Below are 26,805 nucleotides of genomic sequence, written 5' to 3' on the forward strand. Positions count from 1 at the left end.
CCAAACGCTTGCCACAGACTGCTTGGTACGGCACACTCGACCGCACAACAAAAACGTGCCGCACACCATAGACCACTCGGTCTGTGCCACTAGGAGGAAAAATGACCGTATCGACCGCTACCCGCGAGGTGAAGGCCCGCGCCAAGAAGCCCGAGGGGCAGTGGCGCATTGACGGGACCGACCCGCTCAACCACGACGAAGAGGTTAAGCAGCGCGAGCCCGTCATGGAGGTCAAGCAGCGCGTCATTGACACCTACTCCAAGGGTGGGTTCGACTCGATCGACCGTGAGGACCTCTACCCGCGCTTCAAGTGGCTGGGGCTGTACACCCAGCGCAAGCAGAACCTCGGCGGCGAGCACACCGGCGAGGACAACTCGGTGCTGGAGGACAAGTACTTCATGATGCGGATCCGCTTCGACGGCGGTATCTGCACCACCGAGCAGGCGCGCGTCGTCGGTGAAATTTCCCGCGACTACGCCCGCTCCACCGTAGACCTCACCGACCGGCAGAACATCCAGCTGCACTGGGTGCGCATCGAGGATGTGCCGACGATCTGGGAGAAGCTCGAAACCGTTGGCCTGAACACCTGGGACGCCTGCGGCGACGTGCCTCGCGTGGTGCTCGGCTCGCCGGTTGCCGGCATTGCGAAGGACGAGATCATCGACGCGACACCGGCGATCCACAAGATCCAAGAGATCGTCACCGACGAGGAGTTCCAGAACCTGCCGCGCAAGTTCAAGTCCGCCATCTCCGGTAATGCGCGCCAGGACGTGGTCCACGAGATCAACGACCTCGCCTTCATCGGCGTGGAGCACCCGGAGCTCGGCCCGGGTTTTGAGTGCTACGTGGGCGGTGGGCTTTCCACCAACCCGATGCTCGCGCAGTCGCTCGGCGCCTTCATCACGCTCGAGCAGGTGCCCGAGGTGTGGGCCGCGGTGGTGCGCATCTTCCGCGACTACGGCTACCGTCGCCTGCGCAACCGTGCCCGCCTGAAGTTCCTCGTGGCCAAGTGGGGTGCGGCCAAATTCCGCGAGGTGCTCGAGACCGAGTACTTGGGCTATGCGCTTCCCGACGGACCGAAGGCCCCGAACAACCTCATCGACCGCGACCACATCGGCGTCCACGAGCAGAAGGACGGCAACGTCTACGTCGGTGTGAAACCCACCCTGGGCCACATGTTTGGCGAGCAGCTCATCGAGGTCGCCGACGTGGTGGAACGCTACGGTTCGACCTCCCTGCGCTTTACTCCGTTTAAGGAGCTGCTGGTACTCGACATCGCACCGGAGCGCGTCGACGCCCTGCAAGCGGACCTGGAAGCACTCGGCCTGTACGCCAAGCCCAGCGAGTTCCGTCGCGGCCTGCTTTCCTGCACCGGCCTGGAGTACTGCAAGCTCGCGCACGTGACCACCAAGTCCCGTGCCATTGAGCTGGCCGACGAGCTGGAGGAGCGCTTCGGCGACCTGGACAGCCCGATCACCATCTCGCTCAATGGCTGCCCGAACGCCTGCGCCCGCCACCACGTCTCGGACATCGGGCTGAAGGGCCAGACGGTGACTAACGCCGATGGCGAGCGCGTCGAGGGCTTCCAGGTGCACCTCGGCGGCACGGTGGGCGAGGGCGCGAACTTCGGCCGTAAGCTGCGCGGCCACAAGGTCGCCTCGACCGAGCTGACGGACTACGTCACCCGCGTGGTGCAGAACTACGTAGACAACCGCGAAGAGGGCGAACTCTTCCGCGATTTTTTGCTGCGCGCCGACGAGGAGCAGCTGCGATGAGCTTTCGCCGCGAACCGAACCCGAACCGCAACCACCCCACCTTTTGCCCGTACTGCTCGGGCGAGGGGCTGTGGCCGGACGAGCAGACCGATTTCGCGTGGAAGTGTGACGCATGCCTGCGTATTTTTGAGGTCAAGTTCTACGGACAGGACGACCCAGACCACGCGCCCGCGCCGGCTCCTTCGACGCCGCAGGCGCTGCAAGACTCACTCGCCCGACACGGTCATACCGCGGTGGTGCGAAACGATGGAGGCAGAAAATGATCAACCTTTTGCAGGGCGACAGCTCGCAGTACAACGACCCGGAAGTCAGCCCGGAAGGCCCGAAATCCACGGCCCCGCTGGATGCGGAGACCGCCGCGCGCAACGCGCAGCTTGTCGACGAATACGCCGATGCGCTGTACGACGCCTCCGCGGCAGAGATCCTCAGCTGGGCGCACGAGCACGTGCCGGGTGAGCTGGTGGTGACGCTCTCGATGGAAAACACCGTGCTCGCCGAGCTGTCCGAGCAGTATCTGCCTGGTGCGGACTTCCTCTTCCTGGACACCGAGTACCACTTCCCGGAGACCCTCGAGGTCGCCGATGCGGTAGAGCAGCGCTACTCCGAACACCGGCTGGTGCGCGCCACCGCGCAGCTGAGCCGTAAAGAGCAGGACAAGGTCTACGGGCCGAACCTGTACCGCCGCAACCCGACCGCCTGCTGCCGGATGCGCAAAGTGGAGCCGCTGGCGGTGCACATGAGCCCGTATGCAGGCTGGGTCACCGGCGTGCGCCGCGCAGACGGCCCGACCCGCGCCGAGGCACCCGCGCTGAGCCTGGACCGCACGGGCAGGCTCAAGATTTCGCCGCTGGTGACCTGGTCGCTTGCGGACACGGACACCTACATCGCCGACCACGACTTGATCGTCCACCCGCTCACCACCCAGGGCTACCCCTCCATTGGCTGCGCAACCTGCACGTTGCCGGTGGCGGAAGGGCAAGACCCACGCGCCGGGCGTTGGGCGTTCGCGCAAAAGACCGAGTGCGGCCTGCACACCGACTAGATCGAAAGTAGAAGGACCACATGACTGTTGCAACGAATGAGGCGCGCACCGCAGCCGGTACGCTCTCGCCGCACCTGAAAGACCTAGAAGACGAATCCATCCACATCCTGCGCGAGGTCGCGGGCCAGTTCGACAAGATCGGCCTGCTCTTCTCCGGCGGGAAGGACTCCTGCGTGGTGCTAGAGCTGGCGCTGCGCGCGTTCGCCCCGGCCGCCATGCCGATTGAGCTTTTGCACGTGGACACCGGCCACAACTTCCCCGAGGTTCTCGAGTTCCGCGACCGCATCGTGGAGAAGTACGGGCTGCGCCTGCGCGTAGCCAAGGTGCAGGACTGGATCGACCGCGGCGACCTCACCGAGCGCCCCGACGGTACGCGCAACCCGCTGCAGACGGTGCCGCTGGTAGAGACCATCGCCGAGGTGGGCTACAACGCCGTGCTCGGCGGCGCGCGCCGCGACGAGGAGCGCGCCCGCGCCAAGGAACGCGTCTTCTCCGTGCGCGATTCCTTCGGTGGCTGGGACCCGCGCCGCCAGCGCCCCGAGCTGTGGGACCTGTACAACGGCGCGACCCTGCCGGGGGAGAACGTGCGCGTGTTCCCCATCTCCAACTGGACGGAAGCGGATGTGTGGGAGTACATCGGTGCCCGCGGCATCGAGCTGCCCAGCATCTACTTCGCGCACGACCGCGAGGTGTTCAACCGCGACGGCATGTGGCTCACCGCTGGTGAGTGGGGTGGCCCGCGCGAGGGCGAGGAGCTTCAGACCCGCCGCGTGCGCTACCGCACGGTGGGCGACATGAGCTGCACCGGCGCTGTTGAGTCCGACGCAGCAACGATCGACGCAGTACTCGCCGAGATCGCCAATTCCACCCTCACCGAGCGCGGCGCTACGCGCGCCGACGACCGCCTGTCCGAGTCCGCCATGGAGGACCGTAAGAAGGAAGGTTACTTCTGATGACTGTCGCCCAAGCTACTTCCGCAACTGACCTGCTCGCCGCGCGCCAGACGCTGCGTCTGTGCACCGCCGGCTCCGTCGACGATGGCAAGTCCACTTTCGTTGGCCGCCTGCTGCACGACACGAAGTCGGTGCTCGCCGACCAGCTCGCCTCTGTTGAGCGCAGCTCAGCCGATCGCGGCTTCGAGGGCCTCGACCTGAGCTTGCTTGTCGACGGGCTACGCGCCGAACGCGAACAGGGCATCACCATCGACGTGGCCTACCGCTACTTCGCCACCGACAAGCGCACCTTCATCCTCGCCGACACCCCAGGGCACGTGCAGTACACTCGCAACACGGTCACCGGCATGTCCACTTCCCAAGTGGTCGTCCTGCTTGTCGACGCCCGCAACGGCGTCGTCGAGCAAACCATCCGCCACCTCACCGTGGCGAAGCTGCTCGGCGTGCGCACCGTGATCCTCGCGGTGAACAAGATTGACCTGGTCGACTACTCCGAGGACACTTTCACCCAGATCAAGGACACCTTCGAGGCGAAGGCCCACGAATTGGGCATCGAGCAGCCGATCGTGGTGCCGATCTCCGCCCTCAAGGGCGACAACGTGGTCGAGCGCTCCACCAACATGGACTGGTACACCGGCCCGACCGTCCTGGACGTACTGGAGGAGATCCCGGTGAACTCCGGCCGCGCGCTCGACCTGGACTTCCGCTTCAACATCCAGTACGTCCTCCGCGAGCACGCCAGCGACTACCGCGCGTACGCGGGTCGGATCAACGCCGGCACGATCAACGTCGGCGACACGGTCACCGCCCCGCACGGCCGCACCACCACCGTGGTGGGCATCGACACCTCCGACGGCGAGGTCGACTCCGCACGCGCCGGCCAGTCCGTCGCACTGCGGCTTGCCGACGAGATCGACCTTGTCCGCGGCGACCTGCTCGCCGCGGGGACACGCCCCGAGCCGGTGCGCGAGTTCGAGGCAACCGTGGTTGGCCTGTCGGAAAAGGAGCTCACCGCGGGCAAGGCCGTGAAGCTGCGCTACGGCACCGGCCTCGAGCGCGCCCGCGTGGTGGCGATCGAGCGCACCCTGGACATCGACTCCGCTGACAACGACGTCCTCGACCCGGCAGCCGTGGGCCTCAACGACATCGCGCACGTGACCATCCAGACCGCCGGCGAGCTGCCGGTGGAGGACTACGCCGCCCGCGGCGCGGTGGGCAACTTCCTGCTCATCGACCAGTCTTCCGGCAACACGCTGGCCGCGGGCCTGGTTGGTAAGCGTCTGCGCTAGGTGTGCTGCCATGGTTGCCCTGATTACGCTCTCGCACGGATCCCGCCACCCGCGGGCCCGCGCCGGAGTGCGCGCACTGACCGAAGTCGCCGCGCAGCGAATCGGGGCACCGTGGGTTGATGCCCACCTCGAGTTCGACCGTCCCGACCTGGAGGGCGCTGCATGCGAGCTCGCCTCGCGCGGCGCGGACCGGGCAGTCGTGGTCCCGCTGCTGTTTACCCACGCCTTCCACGCCAAAAACGATGTGCCCGCGCACATGCGGGCAGCAGGCGAGTTCCTCCCGCTCACCCAAGCCCCAAGCCTCGGGCTTGGCGAGGAGCTCGTCGACCTGCTCGCCGCGCAGGCGCTTGCCGACGCCCCACCGCACGCCCACCTCGTTGTCTACCCCGTCGGGACGTCCGATGCGGGGCAGGCGGCGCGGTACGAAGAGGTGCGTGTGGGCGTCGAGAAGCGAACCGGGCGCCCAACAGAAGTGATTGCCGCGACGCGCGGCGGGGCCCAAGCCCTCGCCGAGCGGGCGCGGGCCACCCCGATCCATCTTTTGCCGCTTTTTGTCTCCGACGGCCTGCTGCTCGATAAGGCGCTGGCCGCCCTGGCACCATTTCCCGAGGCCACGGCCTCGGGCCCCCTCACTACCGCGCTCGCGGACATCGTGGTCAACCGCTACCGCGCAGCGCTTGAAGGAGCACCTCATGTATAAACTCAGCACTCTCACGCTCATCGCGTTCGCGGGCCTTGCCGCCCAGCTTGTCGACGGTGGTCTCGGCATGGGGTTCGGTGCCACTTCCACCACCATCCTGGTCATGCTCGCTGGCCTGGGGCCCGCCGCCGCGTCTGCGGTCGTGCACACCGCCGAGCTGGGCACGACCCTGGCCTCGGGCGTGGCGCACTGGCGCTTCGGCAACGTGGACTGGAAGGTCGTGGCCGCGATCGGCGTGCCGGGCGCGGTTGGCTCGTTCGTGGGCGCGACGGTGCTGGCGCGGCTGTCGACGGAGGCGGCGCAGCCGGTGATGTCGCTGATCCTGGCCCTGATCGGCCTGAATCTGATGATCCGGTTTTCCCGGGGGCTCACGCAGCGCAAGCTCGCGGCGAAGCCGCACTCGAAGCAGTTTTTGGGCGGACTTGGCCTCTTCGGCGGCTTTGTCGACGCCACCGGGGGCGGCGGCTGGGGGCCGGTGACCACCTCGACGCTTTTGGCCGCGGGGCGCAGTGAGCCGCGCCGCATTGTCGGCACAGTCAACACCGCGGAGTTCTTGGTTACTGCTGCGGCGACCTTGGGCTTTGCCATCGGGATGTGGCACGACCTGGTGGCCAACCTCGCCGCCGTGGCAGCGCTGCTGGTTGGCGGCGTGATCGCCGCCCCGATCGGCGCGTGGCTGGTCTCCCGCCTCAACCCGGTCCTGCTGGGCGGGGTCGTGGGCACCCTGATTGTGTTCTTGAACCTGCCGAAGGTACTCGACGCGCTCGGGGTGCCGGGCGACGGGCTGTGGGCCGCGCGCGTCGCAGTGCTTGTGGTGGGTGTGCTGCTGTCCTGGCGCGGCGTGCAGCGGGCGCGCACCTCGCAGGCGAAAACGCCGGGTCCGGTGTCCGAGGACCCGCAGCGCCGCACAACGAAGGTGCACGCAGCCTAGCTACTTGGCAAACTCCTCGACGAGCGCTGCGTTGAAGGCCTCCAGGTCAGCCGGGGTGCGCGAGGAGATGAAGCCGGAGTCCACGACGACTTCCTCGTCGACCCAGTTGGCACCGGCGTTGACCAGGTCGGTCTTCACGTTGGCTACCGAGGTGAGCTTGACGCCCTTGAGCACGTCGGCGTCGGTAAGAATCCAGCCGCCGTGGCAGATCACGCCGATCGGCTTGCCTGCGGCCTTGAACTCCTTGACCAGTGCTACTGCCGGGGCGTCGACGCGGATCGCGTCCGCGTTCAAGGTGCCGCCAGGCAGGATGAGCGCATCAAAATCGGCGGCGTTTGCCTCGGCGGTGGTGGTGTCCACCTTCACCGCCGCGCCCTTCTTACCCTCAATCTCGCCGGTCTCGGGCGCGATGACGGCGGTGGTAGCGCCGGCGGCCTCGACGGCCTCCTTCGGCGAGGTCAGCTCAGAATCCTCGAAACCGTCGGTAGCAATAATTGCAATTGTCTTGCCGTTCAGGTCAGCCATGATGCTCCTTTGTCAGTGGGGTTTTCGCTTACCGGCCCCAGGGTAGGAGCGAACCCGCCCGGCGTGCCACCTATTCTTCGTCGGGGGTTGTGTCGCGCGGCACCTTCGTCGAGCCGAGCTCGGTGTCCTGCACGGGTTTCTTCTCCCGCTTGGCAATGCGGACCATGTGGTCGCGCACCGCGAAGAAGGCCTCCTTGGAGTCCAGCGTCTCACTCTGCGAGGTGGAGATCTGTATGTCGTCGGCGGTGATTTCGCCGGTGCGCAGCGAGATCATCTCGGCCCAGTAGCGGAGCCAGACGGCCACCACCGCGGCCACGGGCACCGCCAGGAAGGCACCGACGATGCCGAAGAGGGTGCCGCCGAGAGCGACCGCGAGCAGCACGATCGCCGCGTGCAGGCCCATCGCCTGGGACTGCAGGATCGGCTGGAGGATGTTGCCCTCGATCTGCTGCACGGCGATGATGAGAATGAGCACGAACACGGCGTTCATGAAGCCGTTCGACACCAGCGCAATGATCACGGCGAGCGCGCCGGCGGTAAAGGCACCGACGATCGGCACGAAGCCAGCGAAGAAGGTGGTCACCGCCAGGACCGGCCACAGCGGCACGCCGAGGACGAGCAGGCCGATACCGATGAAGATGGCGTCGACCGCGGACACGATCGCCTGGGTGCGGATGAAGCCGGACAGCGTGTTCCAGGAGCGCATGCACACCTCGGTGAGGTGCCAGCCCGCCTTCACGCCGACGTATTTGCGTAGCCACGGCAGGAAGCGGTCGCCGTCTTTGAGGAAGAAGAAGGTGAGAATCAGCGTGAGCACGAGCGTAGTGCCGACCGAGGCGATCGCGCCGATGCCGGAGAACACACCGGAGGCGATATTCGACGCCTGCCCGCGCAGCGCGTCGGTGGCCTGCGCAAACTTCTCGCGGATCTCATTCGGGTCAAGCACGGACGGATCAACCTGCTCGTTGACCCACGCGAAGATCTGGTCAATGCCCTGGCCCGCCTGCTCGTAGAGCTGCGTGCCCTGCTTCTTTACCGTCGGCCCCATCGCGGCGAAGATGCCGATAATGATGCCGAAGAAGCCGATCATCACAGTGAAGGTGGCCAGCGCCGCCGGGAACTTCTTGGAGCGCAGCCAATGCACCGGCGGCCACAGGACGGTGCACACGATCAGCGCGAGGAAGATCGGGAGCAGGCCCATCCACACGAACTTGAGCAGGTAGAGCACAATCGCGGTGGCAGCGACGATGATGATGAAGCGCAGTGCCCACGCGGCAGCGGTGCGCCCATCAGCAGCAATGACTTCGCCGCGGTCAATGGGCTCTTCGGAGAGCTCCTGAGCGGCGTCGGCCGGGGTGGGCATCATGTCGACTTCTTCGACGGTGGTATCGAGCGCGCCGACGAAGTCGTTAGGTTTCTTCTCAGTCCCCTTGCTTATTGTGCCAGACAGGCGGTAAATCGCAGAGGTCGGTGGGAGGTGGGTGCTGGATTCGGGGCGCTTGAATCATCCACGTTTCGGCCGATTGACGATTCATTGACAGATTAAGGGGGTGCCTAATCTAACAATGCCCTTCTTTCTGCTGGTCAGGTGGCCGTATGGCGTTTGCCGGGGCGACGTGACGTCGATAAGCGCTATGCCCTAGCCCTCGTTCCAGAATGCGTGTAGTGTGGGTCACACTGCGCCCCTAAGTAACGAAAGGAAACAGCGAAGTGACTGTCTACCCTAACCCCGGCACCGCCGGTTCGACCGTGAAGTTCCGCGAGCAGTACGACAACTACATCGGTGGCGACTGGGTCGCGCCGGTGGACGGCGAGTACTTCGACAACATCACCCCGGTGACCGGCGAGACCTTCTGCCGCGTGGCGCGCGGCAAGGAGGCGGACATCAACCTGGCGCTGGACGCGGCGCATAAGGCGGCACCCGCGTTTGGCAAGACTTCGCCGGCGGAGCGTGCGCTGATGCTGCACCGCATCGCGGACCGGATGGAGGAGCACCTCGAGGACATCGCGGTGGCTGAGACCTGGGAGAACGGCAAGGCCGTGCGCGAGACGCTCGCCGCCGACATCCCGCTGGCTATTGATCACTTCCGCTACTTCGCGGGCGCGATCCGCGCACAGGAAGGCCGTCTGAGCCAGATCGACGACAATATGGTGGCCTACCACTTCAACGAGCCGCTCGGCGTTGTCGGTCAGATCATTCCGTGGAACTTCCCGCTGCTCATGGCGGTGTGGAAGCTTGCTCCGGCACTGGCTGCGGGCAACGCCGTGGTGCTTAAACCCGCGGAGCAGACCCCGGCCTCCATCCTGTACCTGCTTGACCTGATCGGGGATCTGATCCCGGACGGCGTGGTCAACGTGGTCAACGGCTTCGGCGATGAGGCGGGTGCGGCGCTGAGTGGTTCCGACCGCATCGCCAAGATTGCGTTTACTGGCTCCACCCAGGTGGGCAAGATCATTAACAAGGCGGCCGCGGACAAGGTCATCCCGGTCACGCTGGAGCTGGGCGGCAAGTCGCCGTCGCTGTACTTCGAGGACATCTTCGCTCGTGACGACAACTTTAAGCAGAAGGCGATCGAGGGCTTCGCCATGTTCGCGCTGAACCAGGGCGAGGTCTGCACCTGCCCGTCGCGTGCGCTGATCCACGAGTCGATCGCCGACGAGTTCCTGGAGCTGGGCGTGAAGCGCGTCCAGCAGATCAAGGTGGGCAACCCCCTGGACACCGAGGTCCAGATGGGTGCGCAGGCCTCGCAGGAGCAGATGGACAAGATCACCAGCTACCTCGAGCTCGGCCCAAAGGAGGGCGCGGAGACGCTCACTGGCGGTGGCGTGAACAAGCTTGAGGGCCTGGAGAACGGCTTCTACATTGAGCCGACCGTGTTCAAGGGCACCAATGACATGAAGATCTTCCAGGACGAGATCTTCGGTCCGGTGATGTCGGTGACCACGTTCAAGGACTTCGACGATGCGATCCGCATTGCCAACGACACCATCTACGGCCTGGGTGCGGGCGTGTGGTCGCGCAACCAGAACACGATTTACCGTGCAGGCCGCGCGATCCAGGCGGGCCGCGTGTGGGTGAACCAGTACCACTCGTACCCCGCCCACGCAGCCTTCGGTGGTTACAAGCAGTCCGGTATCGGCCGCGAGAACCACCTGATGATGCTGAACCACTACCAGCAGACCAAGAACCTGCTCGTCTCCTACGACGAGAACGAGACTGGCCTGTTCTAGCGCCGTTCCACTCCAGTGCCCCGCCGCTTTTGCGTACCTTGCGCGCGAAGCGGCGGGGCCCGCTGTCTTCCTCCCCCACATAAAAGAAAAGAGTTATACAAGTGAAAAACACGCACGTCGCCGCCGCGGCCCTTGCCACCTGCCTTGCCGCCTCCGCGGTTGCTGCTCCAGCCGCCCAGGCCTACGAGACCAGGTACGACGCCGAGAATAACCAGTGCACCATCACCTTTACGGATAAGGACACTGAGCGGGTCAACGGTGCCTACTCCGTGCTGTTTGCCCGGCTGGGCGAGCAGGTCCGCGACAGCTTCGAGGGCGAGGAGGCGAAAGCCCAGGCCAAGACGGTGTGGGAGTATGGCCAGCGCAAGGACGTCAAGAGCGCGAGTGACCTGCCGGTGCCCGCGGATCGGAAGGTCTCCGACGCGCAGGCCGCGCTCGCGCTGGGCAAGCAGAAAGATAAGTACTGGCGCATGGTTGGCTTTCTCAACGCGTCGAAGAACGACGTGATCACCGAGCAGAAGATCACGATCACCCCGGAGAAGGCGCACGAGCTCGGCCCGCTGTACGGCGTGGACTTCGGACCCGTGGTCGGCGGCACTGCCAGCGGCGTTCTCTTCGGCACGAGCTTCGTAGAGTTCCGCGACGGGATCATCGACGCGGCCAAGACCCACGCGCCAGAGTTCGCCGGCCCGGTCGTGTCCTACTTCAAGGCGTTCTCCGACTGCGCCGAGGGCAAGACGCGCTCCAGCTCGGTGCTGCCGGCCAGCTCCATGACGTCGAGCCAGACGACGGGGCTCGGCATCGCGGGCGTGATCGTGACGCTCTTCGCGCTCGTCGGTTTGGGCTATGCCGCACGCCCGCTTATCGACGATGCGTTGGCCCAATTCCAACGCTAGCCCACCCAATTTCCCGCCTGTGACCTGCGGTAACAAAGAAAGTTGAGCCGAGTGGGAACAACTTTGGGGCGTGTGCCGTTGTAAAGATTGAGTGCGACAGGCTCAACTCCGGTGAATCATCTGTTACAGTGGTGGCCGTGAAGTTGAGTCACAGCACATCAACTTACTGATAAACCCCAGATACACAGGAGGAAAAGCACATGGCACGCGCAGTAGGTATTGACCTCGGTACGACGAACTCGGTTGTCTCCGTCCTTGAGGGCGGCGAGCCGGTTGTTATTGCAAACGCGGAGGGCTCCCGCACGACCCCGTCCGTCGTCGCTTTCGCGAAGAACGGCGAGGTGCTGGTTGGTCAGTCCGCGAAGAACCAGGCGGTGACCAACGTTGACCGCACCATCCGCTCCGTCAAGCGCCACATGGGCGAGGACTGGACCGTCAACATTGATGACAAGAACTACACCCCGCAGGAGATTTCCGCTCGTACGCTGCAGAAGCTGAAGCGCGACGCGGAGGCTTACCTGGGCGACGAGGTGACCGACGCGGTCATTACCGTCCCGGCCTACTTCGAGGACGCACAGCGTCAGGCCACCAAGGAAGCCGGCCAGATCGCAGGCCTGAACGTCCTGCGTATTGTGAACGAGCCGACCGCGGCCGCGCTGGCTTACGGTCTGGAGAAGAACGACTCCGAGCAGACCATTCTGGTCTTCGACCTGGGCGGCGGTACGTTCGATGTCTCCCTGCTGGAGATCGGTGACGGCGTGGTCGAGGTGCTCGCTACCGCTGGTGACAACGAGCTGGGCGGCGATGACTGGGATAACCGCATCGTCGAGTGGCTGGTAGACAAGTTCAAGTCCGCACAGGGCGTGGACCTGTCCAAGGACAAGATGGCGATGCAGCGTCTGCGTGAGGCTGCGGAGAAGGCGAAGATTGAGCTGTCCTCCTCCCAGCAGGCCTCGATCAACCTGCCGTACATCACCGTTGACGCCGAGAAGAACCCGCTCTTCCTGGACGAGACCCTGACGCGCACCGAGTTCCAGAAGATCACTTCCGATCTGCTGGACCGCACCAAGACCCCGTTCAACCAGGTGATCAAGGACGCCGGCCTCTCGCTGGGCGACATCAACCACGTCGTCCTGGTCGGTGGCTCCACCCGTATGCCGGCCGTGACCGACCTGGTCAAGGAGATGACTGGCAAGGAGCCGAACAAGTCCGTGAACCCGGACGAGGTCGTGGCTCTGGGCGCAGCCCTGCAGGCTGGCGTGCTCCGCGGCGACGTTAAGGACGTGCTGCTTCTCGACGTCACCCCGCTCTCCCTCGGCATCGAGACCAAGGGCGGCGTGATGACCAAGCTGATCGAGCGCAACACCACCATCCCGACGAAGCGTTCCGAGACCTTCACCACGGCTGAGGACAACCAGCCCAGCGTGCAGATCCAGGTCTTCCAGGGCGAGCGCGAGATGGCGTCCGCGAACAAGCTGCTGGGCTCCTTCGAGCTGGCAGGTATCGCTCCGGCACCGCGTGGTGTGCCGCAGATCGAGGTCACCTTCGACATCGACGCCAACGGCATCGTGTCCGTGTCCGCAAAGGACAAGGCCACCGGCAAGGAGAACACGATCAAGATCCAGGACGGCTCTGGCCTGTCCCAGGAGGAGATCGACCGCATGATCAAGGATGCGGAGCAGCACGCTGACGAGGACAAGAAGCGCCGCGAGGAGCAGGAGACCCGCAACGGTGCAGAGTCCGCGGCCTACCAGACCCGCAAGTTCATGGAGGACAACGCAGACAAGCTGCCGGAGGACCTGAAGACCCGCGTGACCGAGGCCGCAGATGCTGTGGACGAGGCGCTCAAGGGCGACGACCTCGAGGCTGTGAAGTCCGCGGTGGAGAAGCTGAACACCGAGTCCCAGGAGCTGGGCAAGGTGCTCTACGAGGCACAGGCCAACGAGGGCGCTACCCAGGCTGACGCGCCGACCGACGACAACGTGGTCGACGCCGAGGTTGTTGAGGATGACGCAGAGGAGTCCAAGGACTCCGACAACAAGTAAGTCAGGAAGTGGTGAAGGTTATGACGAACCCGAACCCGGAGATGCCGGAGGATCCAGAAGCCGTCACCCCGCAGGAGGCGGAGGCCGCAGCCAGCATCGATGAGGAGCTTTCCGACATCGAGGCCGCAGTTGCCGAGGACGAGGATGCAAGCGACGTCGAGAAGGAGCTCGCGGAGCGCACCGAGGATCTGCAGCGCGTGAGCGCGGAGTACGCGAACTACCGTCGCCGTACCGAGCGCGAGCGCGGCCAGATCGCCGAGCAGGCGAAGGCCAAGTTCGCGGGCGAGCTGCTGCCGCTTCTCGACGACCTCGACCTCGCCGAGCAGCACGGCGACCTCAAGGAGGGCCCGCTGAAGGCGTTCGCGGACAAGTTCCGCAGCGTGCTCGCAGGCCAAAAGGTCGCAGCCTTCGGTGCTGAGGGCGAGGCCTTCAACCCGGAGATCCACGAGGCGGTCCAGGATTTGTCCTCGGGCGGTGAGCAGGTCATCGGCAGTGTGCTCCGCAAGGGCTACACGGTCGGCGACAAGCTGATCCGCAACGCGATGGTGATCATCGCGGATCCTGCTGAATCCGCTGCGGCGGACGACGAAGCCTAGGGCCCAGCTTTAGGCACCCGGCCGGGGAACGAGGAAGCGATACGCACGCGGACTCTTCCCCGGCCATTTTTATAAAAATTTAGCTACGTACATCGCACTACAGTTGTGTGAAAGGAGGGTGCGAGATGGCTATGCAACAGGAATGGGCAAACAAGGACTACTACGGAGATCTCGGAGTGTCCTCGTCTGCCTCGGCGGCGGACATTAAGAAGGCGTACCGCAAGCTCGCACGCGAAAACCATCCCGACTCCAACCCCGGCAACAAGGCCGCGGAGGAGAAGTTTAAGCGGGTGGCTGAAGCGTACGACGTGCTTGGCAACGAGCAGGAGCGCAAGGAGTACGACCAGTTCAAGTCCATGATGGGCTCCGGCGGCTTCGGCCGCTTCGGGGGAGGTGGTTCCGGGTTTCCGGGTGGGTTTCGCACGACGCAAACAGACTTCTCCGACTTCTCCGACGTCTTCGGACACCCCGGTGCTGGACAAGCTGGAGACGGCGGCCTTGGTGATCTCTTCGGTGGCCTCTTTAACCGCGGCGGCGCTGCTGGCAGGAACGCTCGGCCGTCGCGGGGGGCGGACGTCGAAACGGAAATAACGCTCGACTTCCGCGAGGCGGCCAAGGGCACGACCTTCCCGGTGGAGCTCACCGGCGAGGCCCCGTGTACCACCTGCCACGGCTCTGGCTCCAAGGACGGGAAGACGCACCGGTGCGGCACCTGCTCCGGTTCGGGCTACGTGCGGGAGAACAGCGGTGCCTTCGGCATGGCGCGCCCGTGCAGCGAGTGCCAGGGCACCGGCGAGATTATCGAGGATCCCTGCACCACCTGCCACGGCACCGGCACCGTGCGCCGCACCCGCAGCATCACGGTGCGGATCCCCGCTGGCGTGATCGACGGGCAGAAGGTGCGCCTGGCAGGACAGGGCGAGGCCGGGCCGAACGGCACCCCGGCCGGCGACCTGTTCGTGCACGTCCACGTGCGCGAGGACGCGGTCTTTACCCGCTCCGGCGACGACCTCGAGGTCACCGTCCCGGTCTCCTTCGGCGAGCTCGCCCTGGGCGGCACCGTGACCGTGCCGACGCTGGAGAAACGCGTGCGCGTGAAGATCCCGGCGGGCACCCCGAACGGGCGCACCCTGCGCGTGAAGGGTCGCGGCGTGCCGCGCAAGTCCGGTCAGGCAGGCGACCTGCTCGTCACCGTCGAAGTGGCGGTGCCGAAGGACCTGGATGCGGCCGCCACCAGCGCGTTGCGCGCCTACCACCAGGCCGAGCGGGACTCCGGCTTCGACCCGCGCGCCGGGTGGGCCGGCAACCAGTAGGAGGTGGTGGAAATGGCGAAGGAGACAGAACAGTACTTTGTGATCTCCGTGGCCGCGGAGCTGACCGGCATGCACGCCCAGACGCTGCGCACCTACGACCGGATGGGCCTGGTCACGCCGATGCGCACGAGTGGCGGCGGGCGTCGCTACTCGCGCCGCGACATCTCGCTGCTGCGCCGGATCCAGCAGCTGTCCCAGGAGGACGGCGTGAACCTGGCCGGCATCAAGACGATCATCGAGCTCACCGAACAGATCGATGACCTGCAGGAGGAGCTCGCCGCGAAGCACGAGGAAAACGCCCAGCTGCGCAGGCGCCTCGAGTCGCGGCCCCGCGGCGGCGAGCTGGTCCACGTGCCGCGCTCGACCGCGGTGGCGATGTGGGAGCCCGCCGCTTCTCGACGCCGCCGTCGCTAGCCGCCGAACTCGATCGCCGCAGCGCCGCCGATGTGGCGCAGGTTGGACTTTGCCAGGTTGAAGAGGCGTCCGACGCCGCCTTCCAAAAAGGCGGTGCGGGCACCCGACTTGGTGAAGCCCTTCATCATGTCCCAGGTAATCCCCGGTGGCAGGGAAAGGGCCTCCGGGTCGGTGACGATGTCAACCAGTACCGGGCCGTCGTAGGCTAGGGCCTCCTTGAGCTTGGGCTCAAGGTCCTCGGGCTCTTCGATGCGGAAGGACTTGATGCCTGCGCCCTTGGCGATCTCGGCGTAGTTGACCTCTTCGTGGTCGGTGCCGAAGTAGGGCATGCCGGCGACCATCATCTCCAGCTTGACCATGCCGAGCGAGGAGTTGTTGAAGCAGATGACCTTCACCGGCAGCTGGTGCAGCTTGATGGTGAGCAGCTCGCCCATGAGCATGCCGAGCCCGCCGTCGCCCGACCAGGAGATGACCTGGCGATCCGGCTGCGCAGCTTGCACGCCAATGGCCATGGGCAGTGCGTTGGCCATGGTGCCGTGGAGGAAGGAGGCTGCCTCATCGCGCTTGCCGTTAGGGGTGAGGTAGCGCGAGGACCACACGTTGCACATGCCGGTGTCCACGGTGAAGTAGGCGTCATCGTCGGCAAGCTTGTCCAGCACGGAGGCCGCCAGTTCGGGGTGAATCGGCTTCTTCGATTCGAAGGCCTCTTCCGTGTAGCTCTTTACTACGTGCTCCAGCAGCTGGTAGTGGCGCTTGAGCATCTTGTCCAGGAAAGCGCGATCCGTCTTTTCTTCGACGTGGGGGAGGATGTTCTCGATCACGCTCTGCACGTCACCGACGACCGGGTAGTCCACCTTGGTGCGGCGGCCGATGTGGGCGCCGTTGATGTCGATCTGCGCGACGTTCTCATCCGGCAGCCAGTCGGTGTAGGGGAAGTCCGTGCCCACCATGATGAATAGGTCGGATTCTTCCATCGCGTCGAGGCAGGCACCGTAGCCGAGCAGCCCGGACATGCCCACGTCGAAGGGGTTGTCGTACTCGAAGTATATCTTGCCGCGGAAGGAGTGGCCGACCGGCGCCTTGATCTTCTCCGCTAGCGCGAAGACTTCCTCGCGAGCATCGCGCGCGCCATAGCCGCAGAACAGCGTGACCTTGTCGGCCTTGTTGATCGCCTCGACCAGGCGGGCCGCCTCGTGCGGGTCCGGGTAAACGCGCTTGTGCTTGCCCGTGGCGTAGACGGAGTCGGCGCTCAAGGGACCCTCCGGGGCGTCCGCGGCGAAGACATCGCCCGGCACGACCATCACAGAGACGCCGTGACCGGCCAGGGTGTTCTGCACGGCGTTGTGGAACACACGCATGCCCTGCTCCGGGTTGTGGACGACCTCGCAGTAGGAGGAGCACTCCTGGAAGAGCAGCTCCGGATGGGTCTCCTGGAAGAAGGAGGAGCCGATCTCCACGGTGGGGATGTGCGAGGCGATGGCCAAAAGCTTCGAGCCGTTGCGGTGTGCCTCGAACAGGCCTTGGACGAAGTGGGTGTTGCCGGGCCCGCAGGACGCGCCGCAGACGGCGAGCTCATCTTGGGCCAACGCGTCCGCACCGGCGGCGAAGGCGGCCGCCTCCTCGTTGCGCACGTGGACCCATTCGATGTCGCTCTGGCGCACGGCATCAGACAGCGGGTTGAGCGAGTCGCCCACCAGCCCGTAGATGCGCTTAATACCGAGTGTTTCGAGTTTTGAGACTAACGCTTGTGCAAAATTTTCAGCCATAGAACCTTTCCTTTGGTGATAGGTCACTGATGCCCCATAAATGCTACCTATCTTCTGGCGCGTCGTGTGCGCCTTGTGCGAGGGCAGACAGGAACGCAGGGTCTGTGAAGTAGTCGGTATGGCTGCCGGTCACGCCCTCCACGGCGGTGGCACCGTAGCCCGGGTGCGAGGGCGAAGCACCGAGCGCGGCGGTCGGTCCGGAGCGCAGCGCGAGGATGATGTCCTCGGGCGAGTCAACCACGTAGACCTCGGAGTCCGGACCGGCGAGCGTGAGATCGTCCACGCTGGTTCCTGCAACTCCGGCGCTGCCGACCAGCCACAGGTCGTCGACAAGCAAACCGCCCTCGGACGCGGCGCGGGTGGGCACGAGTGTGCCGTAGCTGTGCGCGACGAGGGTCTTCTGCGCGTCGGGGAAGCGTTCGTCGAGTGCGGCCTGAAAGCGCGAGAGGTTGCCCGCGCCGCGCCGGGCCGGCGTCTGGATGCCGGCGTCGGGCAGGTTGGCGGGCGGGCCGTAGCCCTGCCACACGACGACCGCGGCTCCGGTACGGGAGGCAATGCGCTGTGCCTTGTCGAGCTCGCGTCCCAGGTCCTCCGGTTTGCCGGTGTGCGTGCCCGCGACCATGGTGATGATCCGCGTCGGCGAGTGGGTGTCGCCGACCATGGCGGTCGTACTGCCGGGGCCCGCCTCCAGGATGGTCGCGCTGTGCTCGGCGATCGTGCGCTGCGTCGCTGCTGGCACGGTGGCGGCGTGGTCCGCGTGCAGCTCCTCGAGTGTCTGGTCGGGGTGGTGGAAGAGCTCGTCGATCGTGTGATGCGGAATATTCGTGCGCAGCGCGTCGCCCGCCGCCTCATCCAACACAAAAGAAAGCTGGTTGAGCCAGAGGATGATCCGGTAGTGCCCGTACCTCGCGGCGAGTTCGGCGAGCCGGTCAAGCCGTTCGTGCAGCTCGGCAGCGGTGTTCAGGATGGTGCGGATGCGGGTCAGTTCGGCGTGGTGGCTGCGCAGGGAAGTCTGCTGCGTGTGGATCCGGGCGATCGCGGCGTCGGCGGCGGAGCCAGCGAAACCCGTGGCATGCAGCGCCTGTGCTGCATCTTCGGCGTTGCGCAGTTGCTTCTCGACGTCCCCACGCACCCGCCCCAGCTCCCACACCGCTCCCCGAAGCTGCCCCGTAATGAGCGCGGGCTGGTAGGTCGCGCTATGCATGCTCGAGCCTCCCCGCGAGTTCGGCGTCGAGGCGGCAGGCGGTGTCGGCGAAGTCCGCGACTGATTCGAGGTGGGCGGCGAGCGCGCGCACGGTGTGGTGGATGCCCTGTGTAAGTTCCGTGTGCGCGCCTGTTAATGCGGCTGCGGTGTGAGATGGTTGGAGCGGGATTGCAGGATAGTGCTTGGTTTCCGGGATATAGTTGCGAGCTTTGGTTGCGGTCTCTTCTGAAATAACTAAAACGGTCATGTCGCAACCGTAATATATGAAGTATGGTTGCGCAAGGGGCCGCGCGCCGGGCTAAGTTATGGCAGGGTTGGGGGATGAAACTCGCGTGCATCCAGACCACCACCGGCCCTTCCGTGCGTGACAACGTGGCGCTTGTTACCCCGCTGATCCGCGACGCCGCCGCGGAGGGTGCAACGTTGATCGTGCTGCCCGAGGCGACGAGCCAGGCCTTCGGGCAGGGCCGCCTGGACACGCAGGCAGAAGACTTGGATGGGGAGTTCGCAACGCAGCTCGCCGAGCTAGCAACGGAGACCGGCACCACCATCGTCGCCGGGACCTTCCGCCCGGCGGATACCCGCGAGGTGGACGGCAAGACGATCCACCGTGTCTTCAATACCGCGCTGATCACCGGTGGGGGCGTGCATAAAGGCTACGACAAGATCCACACCTACGACGCCTTTAACTACCGCGAGTCCGACACCGTGCGCCCCGGCGAGGAACTCGTCCTCTTTGAGCACGAGGGAGTGCAGGTGGGCGTGGCCGTCTGCTTTGATATCCGCTTCCCCGAGCAGTTCCGCGAGCTCGCACGCCGCGGGGCCGAAGTCATCGTCGTGCCGACGAGCTGGGCGGACGGCGAGGGCAAGCTCGAGCAGTGGCGACTGCTCACCCGCGCCCGCGCGCTCGACTCCGGGGTGTTCCTCGCGGCGGCGGGTCAGGCGCGCCCCGACTTTTTGGAAAAGGCCGGGCAGGAATCCGGGCCGACCGGTATCGGCCACTCCGTGGTGACCGCGCCCGACGGCACTGTGGTTGCCGAGGCTGGCTACGGGCCCGAAACGCTCATCGTGGACATCGATCCCGCGCGCGTCGCCAAGGTGCGCAAGGCGCTGCCGGTGGTGGAGATCGAAGCCGCGACGACGATGCGGTAGGGGAGTTTCCTTAAAAAACTGCGCAATGCGCAGTTATTCGCGCACGTTTGTTCGCTCCGTGGTCGACCTTCGAACGCGCCCTGAGAAAACTGCGCAATGCGCAGTTTTTGACCCTCATGTGATGGTGGTGGCAGGGCTGGTTGTGATGTCTAAGAAGCGCTTTTATAACTCGCTATAAAACTCGCATTATCGCAGGTGGGAGCCATGATCGGGTGGCCTGTTACGCTTCCTTTTCAAACGTCCATCACCTAAAGGGAAGACCGCGAACATGACCACTCCCACCGACACTCAAACAGCTAACAAAAGCGCCATTTCTGTGGCCGAGGCTTCGCCCATCACGGACGAAAACATGAGCGAGCAGGAGGCGGTGCAAGCCATTGCCGATCGAATCGAAGCAACTTTCGGCGGCATCACACGCCATAAAGCCCGCCTCCTCTACGACATCGGAATCTTCGACTCTTTGCGCCTTGCCCGAAAATGTGGCGCGAAAACGACCGCAGGTTGGCTCATTCGCCGCCTTGGGATTTCACAAACCACCGCGCACGAGTATGTGCGTATTGCCCGGAAGCTCACGCGCCATCAACTACTCGCCGGTGCCTTTGCTGACGGGGCGGTGAACTACTCCAAGGTCCGGCTCCTGATGCCGTATCTGGCAAAGAATGATGAGCAACTGCTTATCGATATGGCGCGCGACTACACTTACCACCAGCTGGAGGCGGAGCTTGCGCTGCTTGAGCGCGATGATGAGGACTCCGCGAAGGCACAGCCGAAGTCGTACGTGCGCATCGCTGAGCGCAAAAACGGCCGTTTCGGCCTGTGGGCCGACCTCAGCCCCATGGAGGGTGCGCAGGTTGCCGCAGCGCTGAAGATCGGTGAGTTGGCCTACCATGACGTCGATTTACAAGACGTCGTCGGCCGTGATGTCGTCGATGAGACGCTGGACGCGATGCCGACCTCCTCAGGATTCGGCATGCCCACCGGCAGAGTGATGCTGGCCGCGTTCATGGGCATGGTCAACATCGTCCGCTCGCGCCCGAAGAATCCCCTGCGTACACCGGGCGCGCACGTCAACATCGTCACCACCGTCGATGGTGGGGCCTATCTGCCGGTGGGAGGGAGCGCGGCGTCGGCAAGCGTGGCTCATGCCGTGGCGAACGCGATGGTGCGGGTGAACACGGTCGACGAGAACGGGCTGATTCTCAACACGTCGCGAGCGTCGCGTCTTGCCACGGACGGGCAGGTCAACGCGCTCATGACCATGTGGGGCGGGGAGTGTGCGACACCTGGGTGTAATCACACAAAGTTTATCGAGGTCCATCACGTCCATGATTGGGCTACTGGCGGGGCCACCGACCTGGATAACCTCATACCGCTGTGTTCGGCGTGCCATTCGCTTGTTTCCGACGAGTACATCGAGATCAAAGCCGACGGGCCGGACTACCATTTCGTCTTCCCGGACGGGACAAGGCACGTCTCGATGAACTACCAGCGCCCCAAACGCGACGATACCGCGCTCACGCTCGCCGAATACAACGCGCTCGATGATCTCTAAAGCGCTCGCTGGCAGAACCAGTCGGGCTCGGCGTCGGGTGCGATGACCAGCGGTGCCGGTGCGCCGGCCTCACGGAGTGCGTCGGCCAGCAACGTGCAGCGCGCGGTCGACCCGCAGAGGATGAGGCGGCGGCCCCACCACGTGCCGGTCGCCGCGGCGAGGTGCTCGAGGGGAGCCCAGACGCGGCGCAGCCCCTCGCACACCGCGGGTGCCTCCGAGCTTTCTGGGTCAATGACCTGCTCGGCCACGCAGGTCACGGTGAGCCAGTCGCGGGCGGCTGCGCTGGAGGCGAGCGAGGCGAAGGTCTGCAGGTCGTAGAATTCGTCCTCGTGCTCGACGCCGATCATCAGCTCCACCTGCGGGCGCTCCGGGCGGTCCATGAGTTCGAAGACCATCGCTTTGGCGGCGGCGAGGCCGGTGCCGTCGGCAATCAGCAGGACGCGCTCGTTCGGGGAAGTGCTGTCTTCGGGAAACGGCACGGGGCCGTAGGCGGTGCCGAGGGTCACGTGGTCGCCGACCTCGACGTCCAGCTCGTCGCGGACGTGAAACTCCACCTGCCCCAGCTCGTTCGGCGGCAGCGCGGGCGCGAGCGAGTTCCACACGCCCTGGCGATCCGCCTGCATGACGGGGATGACCTGGCCGGCCGCGTACTCGAGCGGGGTGCTCGTTTCCAGGCGCACGATGCGGGTATCGGCGGCGCTGGGGCTCCCTGAGCTTGCCGACGCCTCCGTCACCGCCATCACTTGCGCCGCCGAAGCCGGGGGAACACCGTCCAGGTCCGCCTGCTCGATGGCCTCCTTCATGGTGTTGGCACCGCGGCGGATTGCGTCCGCTGTCTCGTCGCCGAGGGGGCGATCAATCAGTTCGGTAATCACGTCAATGTAGATCTCCGCTGCACCGGGGAGCTCGGTGGCAGGAAAACCAGTGCGGCGCAGCTGCAGCGCCCAGGCGCGGAGACCAGTGAGCACGGCTTCGTTGATTGCTTCCTGGTCGAGCTCTACAGCGTCTGTAGCGTCCTCGTCCGCGGGGACTTCGGGCGCCGGAGTGTGAGCGGCGTCGAACACCCACGGCGAGACGTCGCACCCGGAAACATTTCCGGCGGCGCGGCTGAGCGCCTTGGCGGGGACGCACACCATTTCGTGCGGCACCTCCGTCACGCCGACGGGGAACAGGCCGGGCGCTTGGGTGAACTCGGCGACGAAGTGGGTCCAGAGGGTGGAACGGGACAACGTTTCGTCGTTAAGCAGTGCCTGCGCGGCTGCGTTGGCGTCGGTGCGGAAAGAGCTCATAATTAACAGGGTAATGTGACTGATAAAACAGTGAAGAGAAAGGTGGGTAGCGGTGGAATTTACGCCCTACACAATGCTAACCGACATTGGCTGGATTTCGTTGCTACTCATCGTGGGCAACGTGCTGCGCAACAGGCTGAAGGTGCTGCAGGCGCTGCTTCTGCCTGCACCGATCACCGCCGGGCTCATCGGGCTTGTGCTGGGGCAAGAGGTGCTCGGCCTGATCAACTGGTCAGAGCATGTTGGTACGTACACGACGCTGCTGATTGCGGTGGTGTTCGCCTCGATGGCGTACTCGATGGAGCTCGGCGGCTCTGTGGCCACGGGCGCGCGCAACATGTGGGCGTATTCCACGTCGATGTTCATGGGGCAGTGGGGGCTGTTCATCCTGCTCGGCCTGTATCTGTTCGCGCCGCTGTTTGGTACCGAGCCCTGGTTCGGCATGATGCTGCCCGTCGGTTTCGTCGGAGGCTTCGGTACTGCGGCGGCGGTCGGTTCCTCGCTGGAGGGTATCGGGGTGGAAAACGCGTCGTCGATTGGCTTTACCGCGGCGACGGTGGGCACGCTCGTTGCCATCGTGGGCGGCGTGATCGTGGCGAACTGGGGCATCCGCAAGGGCAAGGCGGACCAGCTGCAGGGTGACCTTCCGCGGGAGCTGCGCACCGGCTACATCGATAATGAAGACGATCGTCCCTCCATCGGTCGGGCGACCACCAACCCGTCCTCGATTGAACCGCTCGCGCTGCACGGCGGATTCGTTGTGTTCACGGTGCTCATTGCCTACACCCTGAACAACCTGATCAAGGGGCAGTGGGAGAACGTTTCCATCCCGCTGTTCGCTATGTCGTTCGTGGTGGGCCTTGTTGGTCGTGGCCTGTTGAAGGCAGTGGGTAAGTCGAATTACCTGGACCGCGACACGATCACCACCATCTCTGGTGCGGCGACCGATTACATGATCGCCTTCGGTATCGCCTCGATTATCCCGGCGGCGCTGGCGGGCTACTGGCAGGCGCTGCTGCTCCTGTTCGTCCTCGGCACCATCTTCTGCGTGGTGTGGATGCTGTGGGCAGGCCCGCTGTTCTTCGGCGAGCACTGGCTGGAGCGCGGCATCTTCGGCTGGGGCTGGGCGACTGCCGCGGTGGCGACCGGTATCGCGCTGCTGAAGATGGTGGACCCGAAGCTGAAATCCGGCACGCTCAACGAGTATGGCGTGGCGTACGTGGGCTTTGCGCCCTTTGAGATCGGCATGACCATTCTCGCGCCGATTGCGGTGATCGCGGGCTTTGTCACCGGCTTCGGCTGGGTCTCCTTCGCCATTGCGGTGGGCGTGGTGATCTTGGCATTTACCTCGAAGTGGGTGCCAGTGAAGGAGCAAGCCGCGAGATCCAGCGGGGCTTGAGTCTACCCCGCGCAACTTTTTTCACGTTGAGTGGAACAGACTCAACTTCGGGTGCGTTATAGGGAGTAGACCGGGTAAACCGGTAGACAAACCATATAAATGAACGCACACGGAAAGGAGGATGCACCATGGCATCCTTTACCCCCACCACCAAGACGCAGGAGGCAATCCAGCAGGCGCTGCAGAAGGCCTCCGCGGCAGGGAACCCGGATATTCGCCCGGCGCACCTGCTCCAGGCAATTCTTACGCAGGAAGACGGCATTGCCGCCCCCGTGCTCAAGGCCACCGGTGTTGATCCGGACACGGTCGCGCGCGAGGCGGGCGAGCTGGTCGCCGGTTACCCCAAGGCGGAGGGCCAGAATATGGCCAACCCCAACTTCAACCGCGATGCGCTCAACGCGCTCAATGCGTCGCAAGAGCTGGCAGGGCAACTTGGCGACGAGTACGTGTCCACCGAAGTCCTCCTCGCCGGTATCGCCCGCGGCAAGGACGAGGCCGCAGAGCTTCTGACCAAGCGCGGCGCCACCTTTGAGGCGATTAAGGCCGCCTTCCAGTCCGTTCGCGGCAACAAGAAGGTCACCACCGAGGCGCCGGAGGATCAGTTCCAGGCGCTGGAGAAGTACTCCACGGACTTAACCGCGCGCGCCCGCGAGGGCAAGATCGACCCGGTGATCGGGCGTGACTCGGAGATCCGCCGCGTGGTCCAGGTGCTCAGCCGCCGCACGAAGAATAACCCGGTCCTTATTGGTGAGCCCGGCGTGGGTAAGACCGCGATCGTGGAGGGCCTGGCCCGCCGCATCGTCGCGGGCGATGTCCCGGAGTCGCTGAAGGGCAAGACGCTGCTCTCTTTGGATCTGGGCTCGATGGTCGCGGGCGCGAAGTACCGCGGCGAGTTCGAGGAGCGGCTGAAGGCCGTGCTGGATGAGATCACCTCGGCCGAGGGCGAGATCATCACCTTTATTGATGAGCTGCACACGATCGTCGGTGCCGGCGCCAGCGGCGAGGGCGCGATGGACGCGGGCAACATGATTAAGCCGATGCTGGCCCGCGGCGAGCTGCGCCTCGTCGGTGCCACCACGCTGAACGAGTACCGCCAGCACATTGAGAAGGACGCCGCACTCGAGCGCCGCTTCCAACAGGTCTACGTGGGGGAGCCGACCGTGGAGGACACGATCGGTATCCTGCGCGGGCTGAAGGAGCGCTATGAGGTGCACCACGGTGTACGCATCCAGGACTCCGCGCTGGTGTCCGCGGCCGAGCTGTCGAACCGCTACATCACCAACCGCTTCCTGCCGGACAAGGCGATCGACCTGGTCGACGAGGCCGGTTCGCGCCTGCGCATGGAGATCGACTCCTCCCCGCAGGAGATCGACGAGCTCGAGCGCATCGTCCGTCGTCTCGAGATCGAGGAGATCGCCCTGCAGAAGGAATCTGACGCGGCCTCTCAGCAGCGCCTGAAGGATCTGCGCCAGGAGTTGGCCGACCAGCGGGAGAAGCTCGGCGAGCTGAAGACGCGCTGGTCCAACGAGAAGGCCGAGATCGACAAGGTGCAGTCTGCCAAGGAGGAGCTCGAGCGGCTGCGCAACGAGTCCGAGATCGCGGAGCGCGAGGGCGACTACGCCAAGGTCTCTGAGCTGCGCTACGGCCGGATCCCCGAGCTGGAAGCACAGGTCGCGAACGCCGAGGCGAGCGCCAGCGAGTCGCAGAAGACCATGCTCACTGAGGAGGTTACCCCGGACGTGATCGCCGAGGTCGTGTCCTCCTGGACCGGCATCCCGGCGGGCAAGATGATGCAAGGCGAGACCGAGAAGCTCCTGCACATGGAGGAGATCCTGGCCGGCCGCGTCGTCGGGCAGAAGGACGCGGTCAACGCGGTTTCGGACGCGGTTCGCCGCTCCCGCGCCGGTGTCGCCGACCCGAACCGTCCGATCGGATCCTTCCTCTTCCTCGGCCCCACGGGCGTGGGTAAGACGGAGCTGGCGAAGGCACTCTCGGAGTTCCTCTTCGACGATGAGACGGCCATGGTCCGCATCGACATGTCCGAGTACGGCGAGAAGCACTCCGTCTCCCGCCTGGTCGGTGCCCCTCCGGGCTATGTCGGTTACGACGCCGGCGGCCAGCTCACCGAGGCCGTCCGCCGCCGCCCGTACTCGCTCGTGCTTTTCGACGAGGTCGAGAAAGCCCACCAGGACGTTTTCGACATCCTGCTGCAAGTCCTTGATGAGGGACGCCTGACCGACGGCCAGGGCCGCACTGTGGACTTCCGCAACACGGTGGTCATCCTGACCTCTAACCTGGGCGCGGGTGGCAGCCACGAGCAGATCATGGACGCGGTGAAGCACCACTTCAAGCCCGAGTTCATCAACCGCCTCGACGACGTGGTCGTCTTCGACGCCCTCTCGGCCGAGCAACTCGTGGGCATCGTGGACATCCAGCTCGGTTCGCTCGCGGATCGCCTCGCTTCTCGACGCCTCACGCTCCACGTCTCCGACGCAGCGAAAGCCTGGCTCGCCGAGCGCGGCTACGACCCGGCCTACGGTGCGCGCCCGCTGCGCCGCCTGATCCAGCAGGCCATCGGCGACCGGCTCGCGAAGGCCCTGCTCGCCGGCTACGTCCGCGACGGCGACACCGTCAACGTGGACGTTGCCGAGGGCGGCGAGCACCTCACCGTCGACGCGGCGTAGGGGCCGGGGCCGGGCGGCTGGCCGTTTCCGGGATGGCCGCCCGGCATTC

23 protein-coding genes are annotated in these 26,805 nt (G+C 65.1%); 17 read left to right on the forward strand and 6 right to left on the reverse strand.

What is annotated here, in order from left to right; translation table 11 throughout:
• The first annotated feature begins 101 nt into the window (after positions 1-101).
• From HMPREF2990_RS08330 to HMPREF2990_RS08360, 7 genes are read left to right on the forward strand one after another with little or no spacing between them, the layout of a single operon-like run.
• Entirely contained in the window at positions 102-1,775 is a 1,674-nt protein-coding gene (locus HMPREF2990_RS08330) for a nitrite/sulfite reductase (protein WP_070763996.1), read from the forward strand.
• A complete protein-coding gene (locus HMPREF2990_RS08335; RefSeq protein WP_038592714.1) occupies positions 1,772-2,038 on the forward strand; it encodes a hypothetical protein in 267 nt (88 codons plus the stop codon). Before HMPREF2990_RS08330 ends, HMPREF2990_RS08335 begins: the two co-directional genes overlap by 4 nt.
• The gene (locus tag HMPREF2990_RS08340) at positions 2,035-2,817 is read left to right on the forward strand and encodes a phosphoadenylyl-sulfate reductase (RefSeq protein ID WP_070763998.1); all 783 of its coding nucleotides are present in this window, start codon (positions 2,035-2,037) and stop codon (positions 2,815-2,817) included. Before HMPREF2990_RS08335 ends, HMPREF2990_RS08340 begins: the two co-directional genes overlap by 4 nt.
• A gap of 20 nt (positions 2,818-2,837) precedes the next feature.
• Positions 2,838-3,770, forward strand: coding sequence for a sulfate adenylyltransferase subunit CysD (gene cysD / locus HMPREF2990_RS08345; RefSeq protein ID WP_070764000.1), 933 nt, complete (start codon positions 2,838-2,840; stop codon positions 3,768-3,770).
• The gene (locus tag HMPREF2990_RS08350; protein ID WP_070764002.1) at positions 3,770-5,059 is read left to right on the forward strand and encodes a sulfate adenylyltransferase subunit 1; all 1,290 of its coding nucleotides are present in this window, start codon (positions 3,770-3,772) and stop codon (positions 5,057-5,059) included. The genes cysD and HMPREF2990_RS08350 overlap by 1 nt, the downstream gene beginning before the upstream one ends.
• Before the next feature lie 10 nt (positions 5,060-5,069).
• Positions 5,070-5,759 (forward strand): sirohydrochlorin chelatase, encoded by a 690-nt coding sequence (locus tag HMPREF2990_RS08355; RefSeq protein WP_070764004.1) that lies wholly within the window; start codon positions 5,070-5,072, stop codon positions 5,757-5,759.
• On the forward strand, positions 5,752-6,690 hold the full coding sequence (locus tag HMPREF2990_RS08360; protein ID WP_070764006.1) for a sulfite exporter TauE/SafE family protein: 939 nt from the start codon (positions 5,752-5,754) through the stop codon (positions 6,688-6,690). Before HMPREF2990_RS08355 ends, HMPREF2990_RS08360 begins: the two co-directional genes overlap by 8 nt.
• Here HMPREF2990_RS08360 and HMPREF2990_RS08365 read toward each other — a convergent pair whose 3' ends face one another.
• Both HMPREF2990_RS08365 and HMPREF2990_RS08370 read right to left on the reverse strand, forming a co-directional pair.
• On the reverse strand, positions 6,691-7,215 hold the full coding sequence (locus HMPREF2990_RS08365) for a type 1 glutamine amidotransferase domain-containing protein (protein WP_070764008.1): 525 nt from the start codon (positions 7,213-7,215) through the stop codon (positions 6,691-6,693). It lies immediately after the preceding gene.
• Between the two features lie 70 nt (positions 7,216-7,285).
• A complete protein-coding gene (locus HMPREF2990_RS08370; protein WP_070764009.1) occupies positions 7,286-8,581 on the reverse strand; it encodes an AI-2E family transporter in 1,296 nt (431 codons plus the stop codon).
• Between the two features lie 344 nt (positions 8,582-8,925).
• Here HMPREF2990_RS08370 and HMPREF2990_RS08375 point away from each other — a divergent pair, with 344 nt between their 5' ends.
• The 6 genes from HMPREF2990_RS08375 (at position 8,926) to HMPREF2990_RS08400 (ending at position 15,710) form a co-directional block, all read left to right on the forward strand.
• Positions 8,926-10,446, forward strand: a complete 1,521-nt coding sequence (locus HMPREF2990_RS08375; protein ID WP_070764011.1) for an acetaldehyde dehydrogenase ExaC — start codon at positions 8,926-8,928, stop codon at positions 10,444-10,446.
• Between the two features lie 101 nt (positions 10,447-10,547).
• Positions 10,548-11,342 carry a hypothetical protein gene (locus tag HMPREF2990_RS08380; RefSeq protein WP_070764013.1) on the forward strand — a complete coding sequence of 265 codons (795 nt, stop codon included), beginning with the start codon at positions 10,548-10,550 and terminating at the stop codon, positions 11,340-11,342.
• Positions 11,343-11,542: 200 nt separating this feature from the next.
• The gene (gene dnaK / locus HMPREF2990_RS08385; RefSeq protein WP_070764015.1) at positions 11,543-13,387 is read left to right on the forward strand and encodes a molecular chaperone DnaK; all 1,845 of its coding nucleotides are present in this window, start codon (positions 11,543-11,545) and stop codon (positions 13,385-13,387) included.
• Between the two features lie 20 nt (positions 13,388-13,407).
• A complete protein-coding gene (gene grpE / locus HMPREF2990_RS08390; RefSeq protein WP_070764018.1) occupies positions 13,408-13,983 on the forward strand; it encodes a nucleotide exchange factor GrpE in 576 nt (191 codons plus the stop codon).
• A 125-nt stretch (positions 13,984-14,108) separates the two neighbouring features.
• Positions 14,109-15,296: a molecular chaperone DnaJ gene (dnaJ, locus tag HMPREF2990_RS08395; protein WP_070764020.1), complete on the forward strand. Its 1,188-nt coding sequence runs from the start codon at positions 14,109-14,111 to the stop codon at positions 15,294-15,296.
• Positions 15,297-15,308: 12 nt separating this feature from the next.
• On the forward strand, positions 15,309-15,710 hold the full coding sequence (locus HMPREF2990_RS08400) for a heat shock protein transcriptional repressor HspR (protein WP_070764022.1): 402 nt from the start codon (positions 15,309-15,311) through the stop codon (positions 15,708-15,710).
• On the opposite strand, the gene HMPREF2990_RS08405 is transcribed toward HMPREF2990_RS08400, so the two are convergent.
• From HMPREF2990_RS08405 to HMPREF2990_RS08415, 3 genes are read right to left on the reverse strand one after another with little or no spacing between them, the layout of a single operon-like run.
• A complete protein-coding gene (locus HMPREF2990_RS08405) occupies positions 15,707-17,476 on the reverse strand; it encodes a pyruvate dehydrogenase (protein WP_070764024.1) in 1,770 nt (589 codons plus the stop codon). The genes HMPREF2990_RS08400 and HMPREF2990_RS08405 overlap by 4 nt on opposite strands.
• 43 nt (positions 17,477-17,519) lie before the next feature.
• Positions 17,520-18,680, reverse strand: coding sequence for an alpha/beta hydrolase (locus tag HMPREF2990_RS08410; RefSeq protein ID WP_070764026.1), 1,161 nt, complete (start codon positions 18,678-18,680; stop codon positions 17,520-17,522).
• Positions 18,673-18,927, reverse strand: a complete 255-nt coding sequence (locus HMPREF2990_RS08415) for a hypothetical protein (RefSeq protein ID WP_070764028.1) — start codon at positions 18,925-18,927, stop codon at positions 18,673-18,675. Before HMPREF2990_RS08415 ends, HMPREF2990_RS08410 begins: the two co-directional genes overlap by 8 nt.
• Positions 18,928-19,001: 74 nt before the next feature.
• Between HMPREF2990_RS08415 and HMPREF2990_RS08420 the strand changes: the two genes are divergently transcribed.
• Both HMPREF2990_RS08420 and HMPREF2990_RS08425 read left to right on the forward strand, forming a co-directional pair.
• Entirely contained in the window at positions 19,002-19,832 is an 831-nt protein-coding gene (locus HMPREF2990_RS08420) for a carbon-nitrogen hydrolase family protein (RefSeq protein ID WP_070764030.1), read from the forward strand.
• Positions 19,833-20,100: 268 nt separating this feature from the next.
• Positions 20,101-21,384, forward strand: a complete 1,284-nt coding sequence (locus HMPREF2990_RS08425; RefSeq protein WP_070764032.1) for an HNH endonuclease signature motif containing protein — start codon at positions 20,101-20,103, stop codon at positions 21,382-21,384.
• Here HMPREF2990_RS08425 and HMPREF2990_RS08430 read toward each other — a convergent pair.
• Entirely contained in the window at positions 21,381-22,673 is a 1,293-nt protein-coding gene (locus HMPREF2990_RS08430; protein ID WP_070764034.1) for a ferredoxin reductase domain-containing protein, read from the reverse strand. The genes HMPREF2990_RS08425 and HMPREF2990_RS08430 overlap by 4 nt on opposite strands.
• Before the next feature lie 73 nt (positions 22,674-22,746).
• Between HMPREF2990_RS08430 and HMPREF2990_RS08435 the strand changes: the two genes are divergently transcribed.
• Together HMPREF2990_RS08435 and clpB are read left to right on the forward strand one after the other, a co-directional pair.
• Entirely contained in the window at positions 22,747-24,072 is a 1,326-nt protein-coding gene (locus HMPREF2990_RS08435) for a sodium/glutamate symporter (protein WP_070764070.1), read from the forward strand.
• Between the two features lie 128 nt (positions 24,073-24,200).
• Positions 24,201-26,756: an ATP-dependent chaperone ClpB gene (gene clpB / locus HMPREF2990_RS08440; protein WP_070764036.1), complete on the forward strand. Its 2,556-nt coding sequence runs from the start codon at positions 24,201-24,203 to the stop codon at positions 26,754-26,756.
• The last annotated feature ends 49 nt before the right edge of the window (positions 26,757-26,805 follow it).

This window comes from Corynebacterium sp. HMSC071B10, assembly GCF_001814825.1.
Taxonomy (GTDB): Bacteria; Actinomycetota; Actinomycetes; order Mycobacteriales; family Mycobacteriaceae; genus Corynebacterium.

What these genes read in the sequence shown, in the direction of transcription:
- HMPREF2990_RS08340 (WP_070763998.1), top strand. Translation starts at nt 2,035, where the DNA reads ATGATCAACCTTTTGCAGGGCGACAGCTCGCAGTACAACGACCCGGAA.
- HMPREF2990_RS08365 (WP_070764008.1), bottom strand. Translation starts at nt 7,215, where the DNA reads ATGGCTGACCTGAACGGCAAGACAATTGCAATTATTGCTACCGACGGT.
- dnaJ (WP_070764020.1), top strand. Translation starts at nt 14,109, where the DNA reads ATGGCTATGCAACAGGAATGGGCAAACAAGGACTACTACGGAGATCTC.
- HMPREF2990_RS08350 (WP_070764002.1), top strand. Translation starts at nt 3,770, where the DNA reads ATGACTGTCGCCCAAGCTACTTCCGCAACTGACCTGCTCGCCGCGCGC.
- HMPREF2990_RS08355 (WP_070764004.1), top strand. Translation starts at nt 5,070, where the DNA reads ATGGTTGCCCTGATTACGCTCTCGCACGGATCCCGCCACCCGCGGGCC.
- HMPREF2990_RS08415 (WP_070764028.1), bottom strand. Translation starts at nt 18,927, where the DNA reads ATGACCGTTTTAGTTATTTCAGAAGAGACCGCAACCAAAGCTCGCAAC.
- HMPREF2990_RS08430 (WP_070764034.1), bottom strand. Translation starts at nt 22,673, where the DNA reads ATGAGCTCTTTCCGCACCGACGCCAACGCAGCCGCGCAGGCACTGCTT.
- HMPREF2990_RS08360 (WP_070764006.1), top strand. Translation starts at nt 5,752, where the DNA reads ATGTATAAACTCAGCACTCTCACGCTCATCGCGTTCGCGGGCCTTGCC.
- HMPREF2990_RS08435 (WP_070764070.1), top strand. Translation starts at nt 22,747, where the DNA reads ATGCTAACCGACATTGGCTGGATTTCGTTGCTACTCATCGTGGGCAAC.
- grpE (WP_070764018.1), top strand. Translation starts at nt 13,408, where the DNA reads ATGACGAACCCGAACCCGGAGATGCCGGAGGATCCAGAAGCCGTCACC.
- HMPREF2990_RS08370 (WP_070764009.1), bottom strand. Translation starts at nt 8,581, where the DNA reads ATGATGCCCACCCCGGCCGACGCCGCTCAGGAGCTCTCCGAAGAGCCC.
- HMPREF2990_RS08420 (WP_070764030.1), top strand. Translation starts at nt 19,002, where the DNA reads ATGAAACTCGCGTGCATCCAGACCACCACCGGCCCTTCCGTGCGTGAC.
- cysD (WP_070764000.1), top strand. Translation starts at nt 2,838, where the DNA reads ATGACTGTTGCAACGAATGAGGCGCGCACCGCAGCCGGTACGCTCTCG.
- HMPREF2990_RS08410 (WP_070764026.1), bottom strand. Translation starts at nt 18,680, where the DNA reads ATGCATAGCGCGACCTACCAGCCCGCGCTCATTACGGGGCAGCTTCGG.
- HMPREF2990_RS08330 (WP_070763996.1), top strand. Translation starts at nt 102, where the DNA reads ATGACCGTATCGACCGCTACCCGCGAGGTGAAGGCCCGCGCCAAGAAG.
- clpB (WP_070764036.1), top strand. Translation starts at nt 24,201, where the DNA reads ATGGCATCCTTTACCCCCACCACCAAGACGCAGGAGGCAATCCAGCAG.
- HMPREF2990_RS08335 (WP_038592714.1), top strand. Translation starts at nt 1,772, where the DNA reads ATGAGCTTTCGCCGCGAACCGAACCCGAACCGCAACCACCCCACCTTT.
- dnaK (WP_070764015.1), top strand. Translation starts at nt 11,543, where the DNA reads ATGGCACGCGCAGTAGGTATTGACCTCGGTACGACGAACTCGGTTGTC.
- HMPREF2990_RS08425 (WP_070764032.1), top strand. Translation starts at nt 20,101, where the DNA reads ATGACCACTCCCACCGACACTCAAACAGCTAACAAAAGCGCCATTTCT.
- HMPREF2990_RS08400 (WP_070764022.1), top strand. Translation starts at nt 15,309, where the DNA reads ATGGCGAAGGAGACAGAACAGTACTTTGTGATCTCCGTGGCCGCGGAG.
- HMPREF2990_RS08405 (WP_070764024.1), bottom strand. Translation starts at nt 17,476, where the DNA reads ATGGCTGAAAATTTTGCACAAGCGTTAGTCTCAAAACTCGAAACACTC.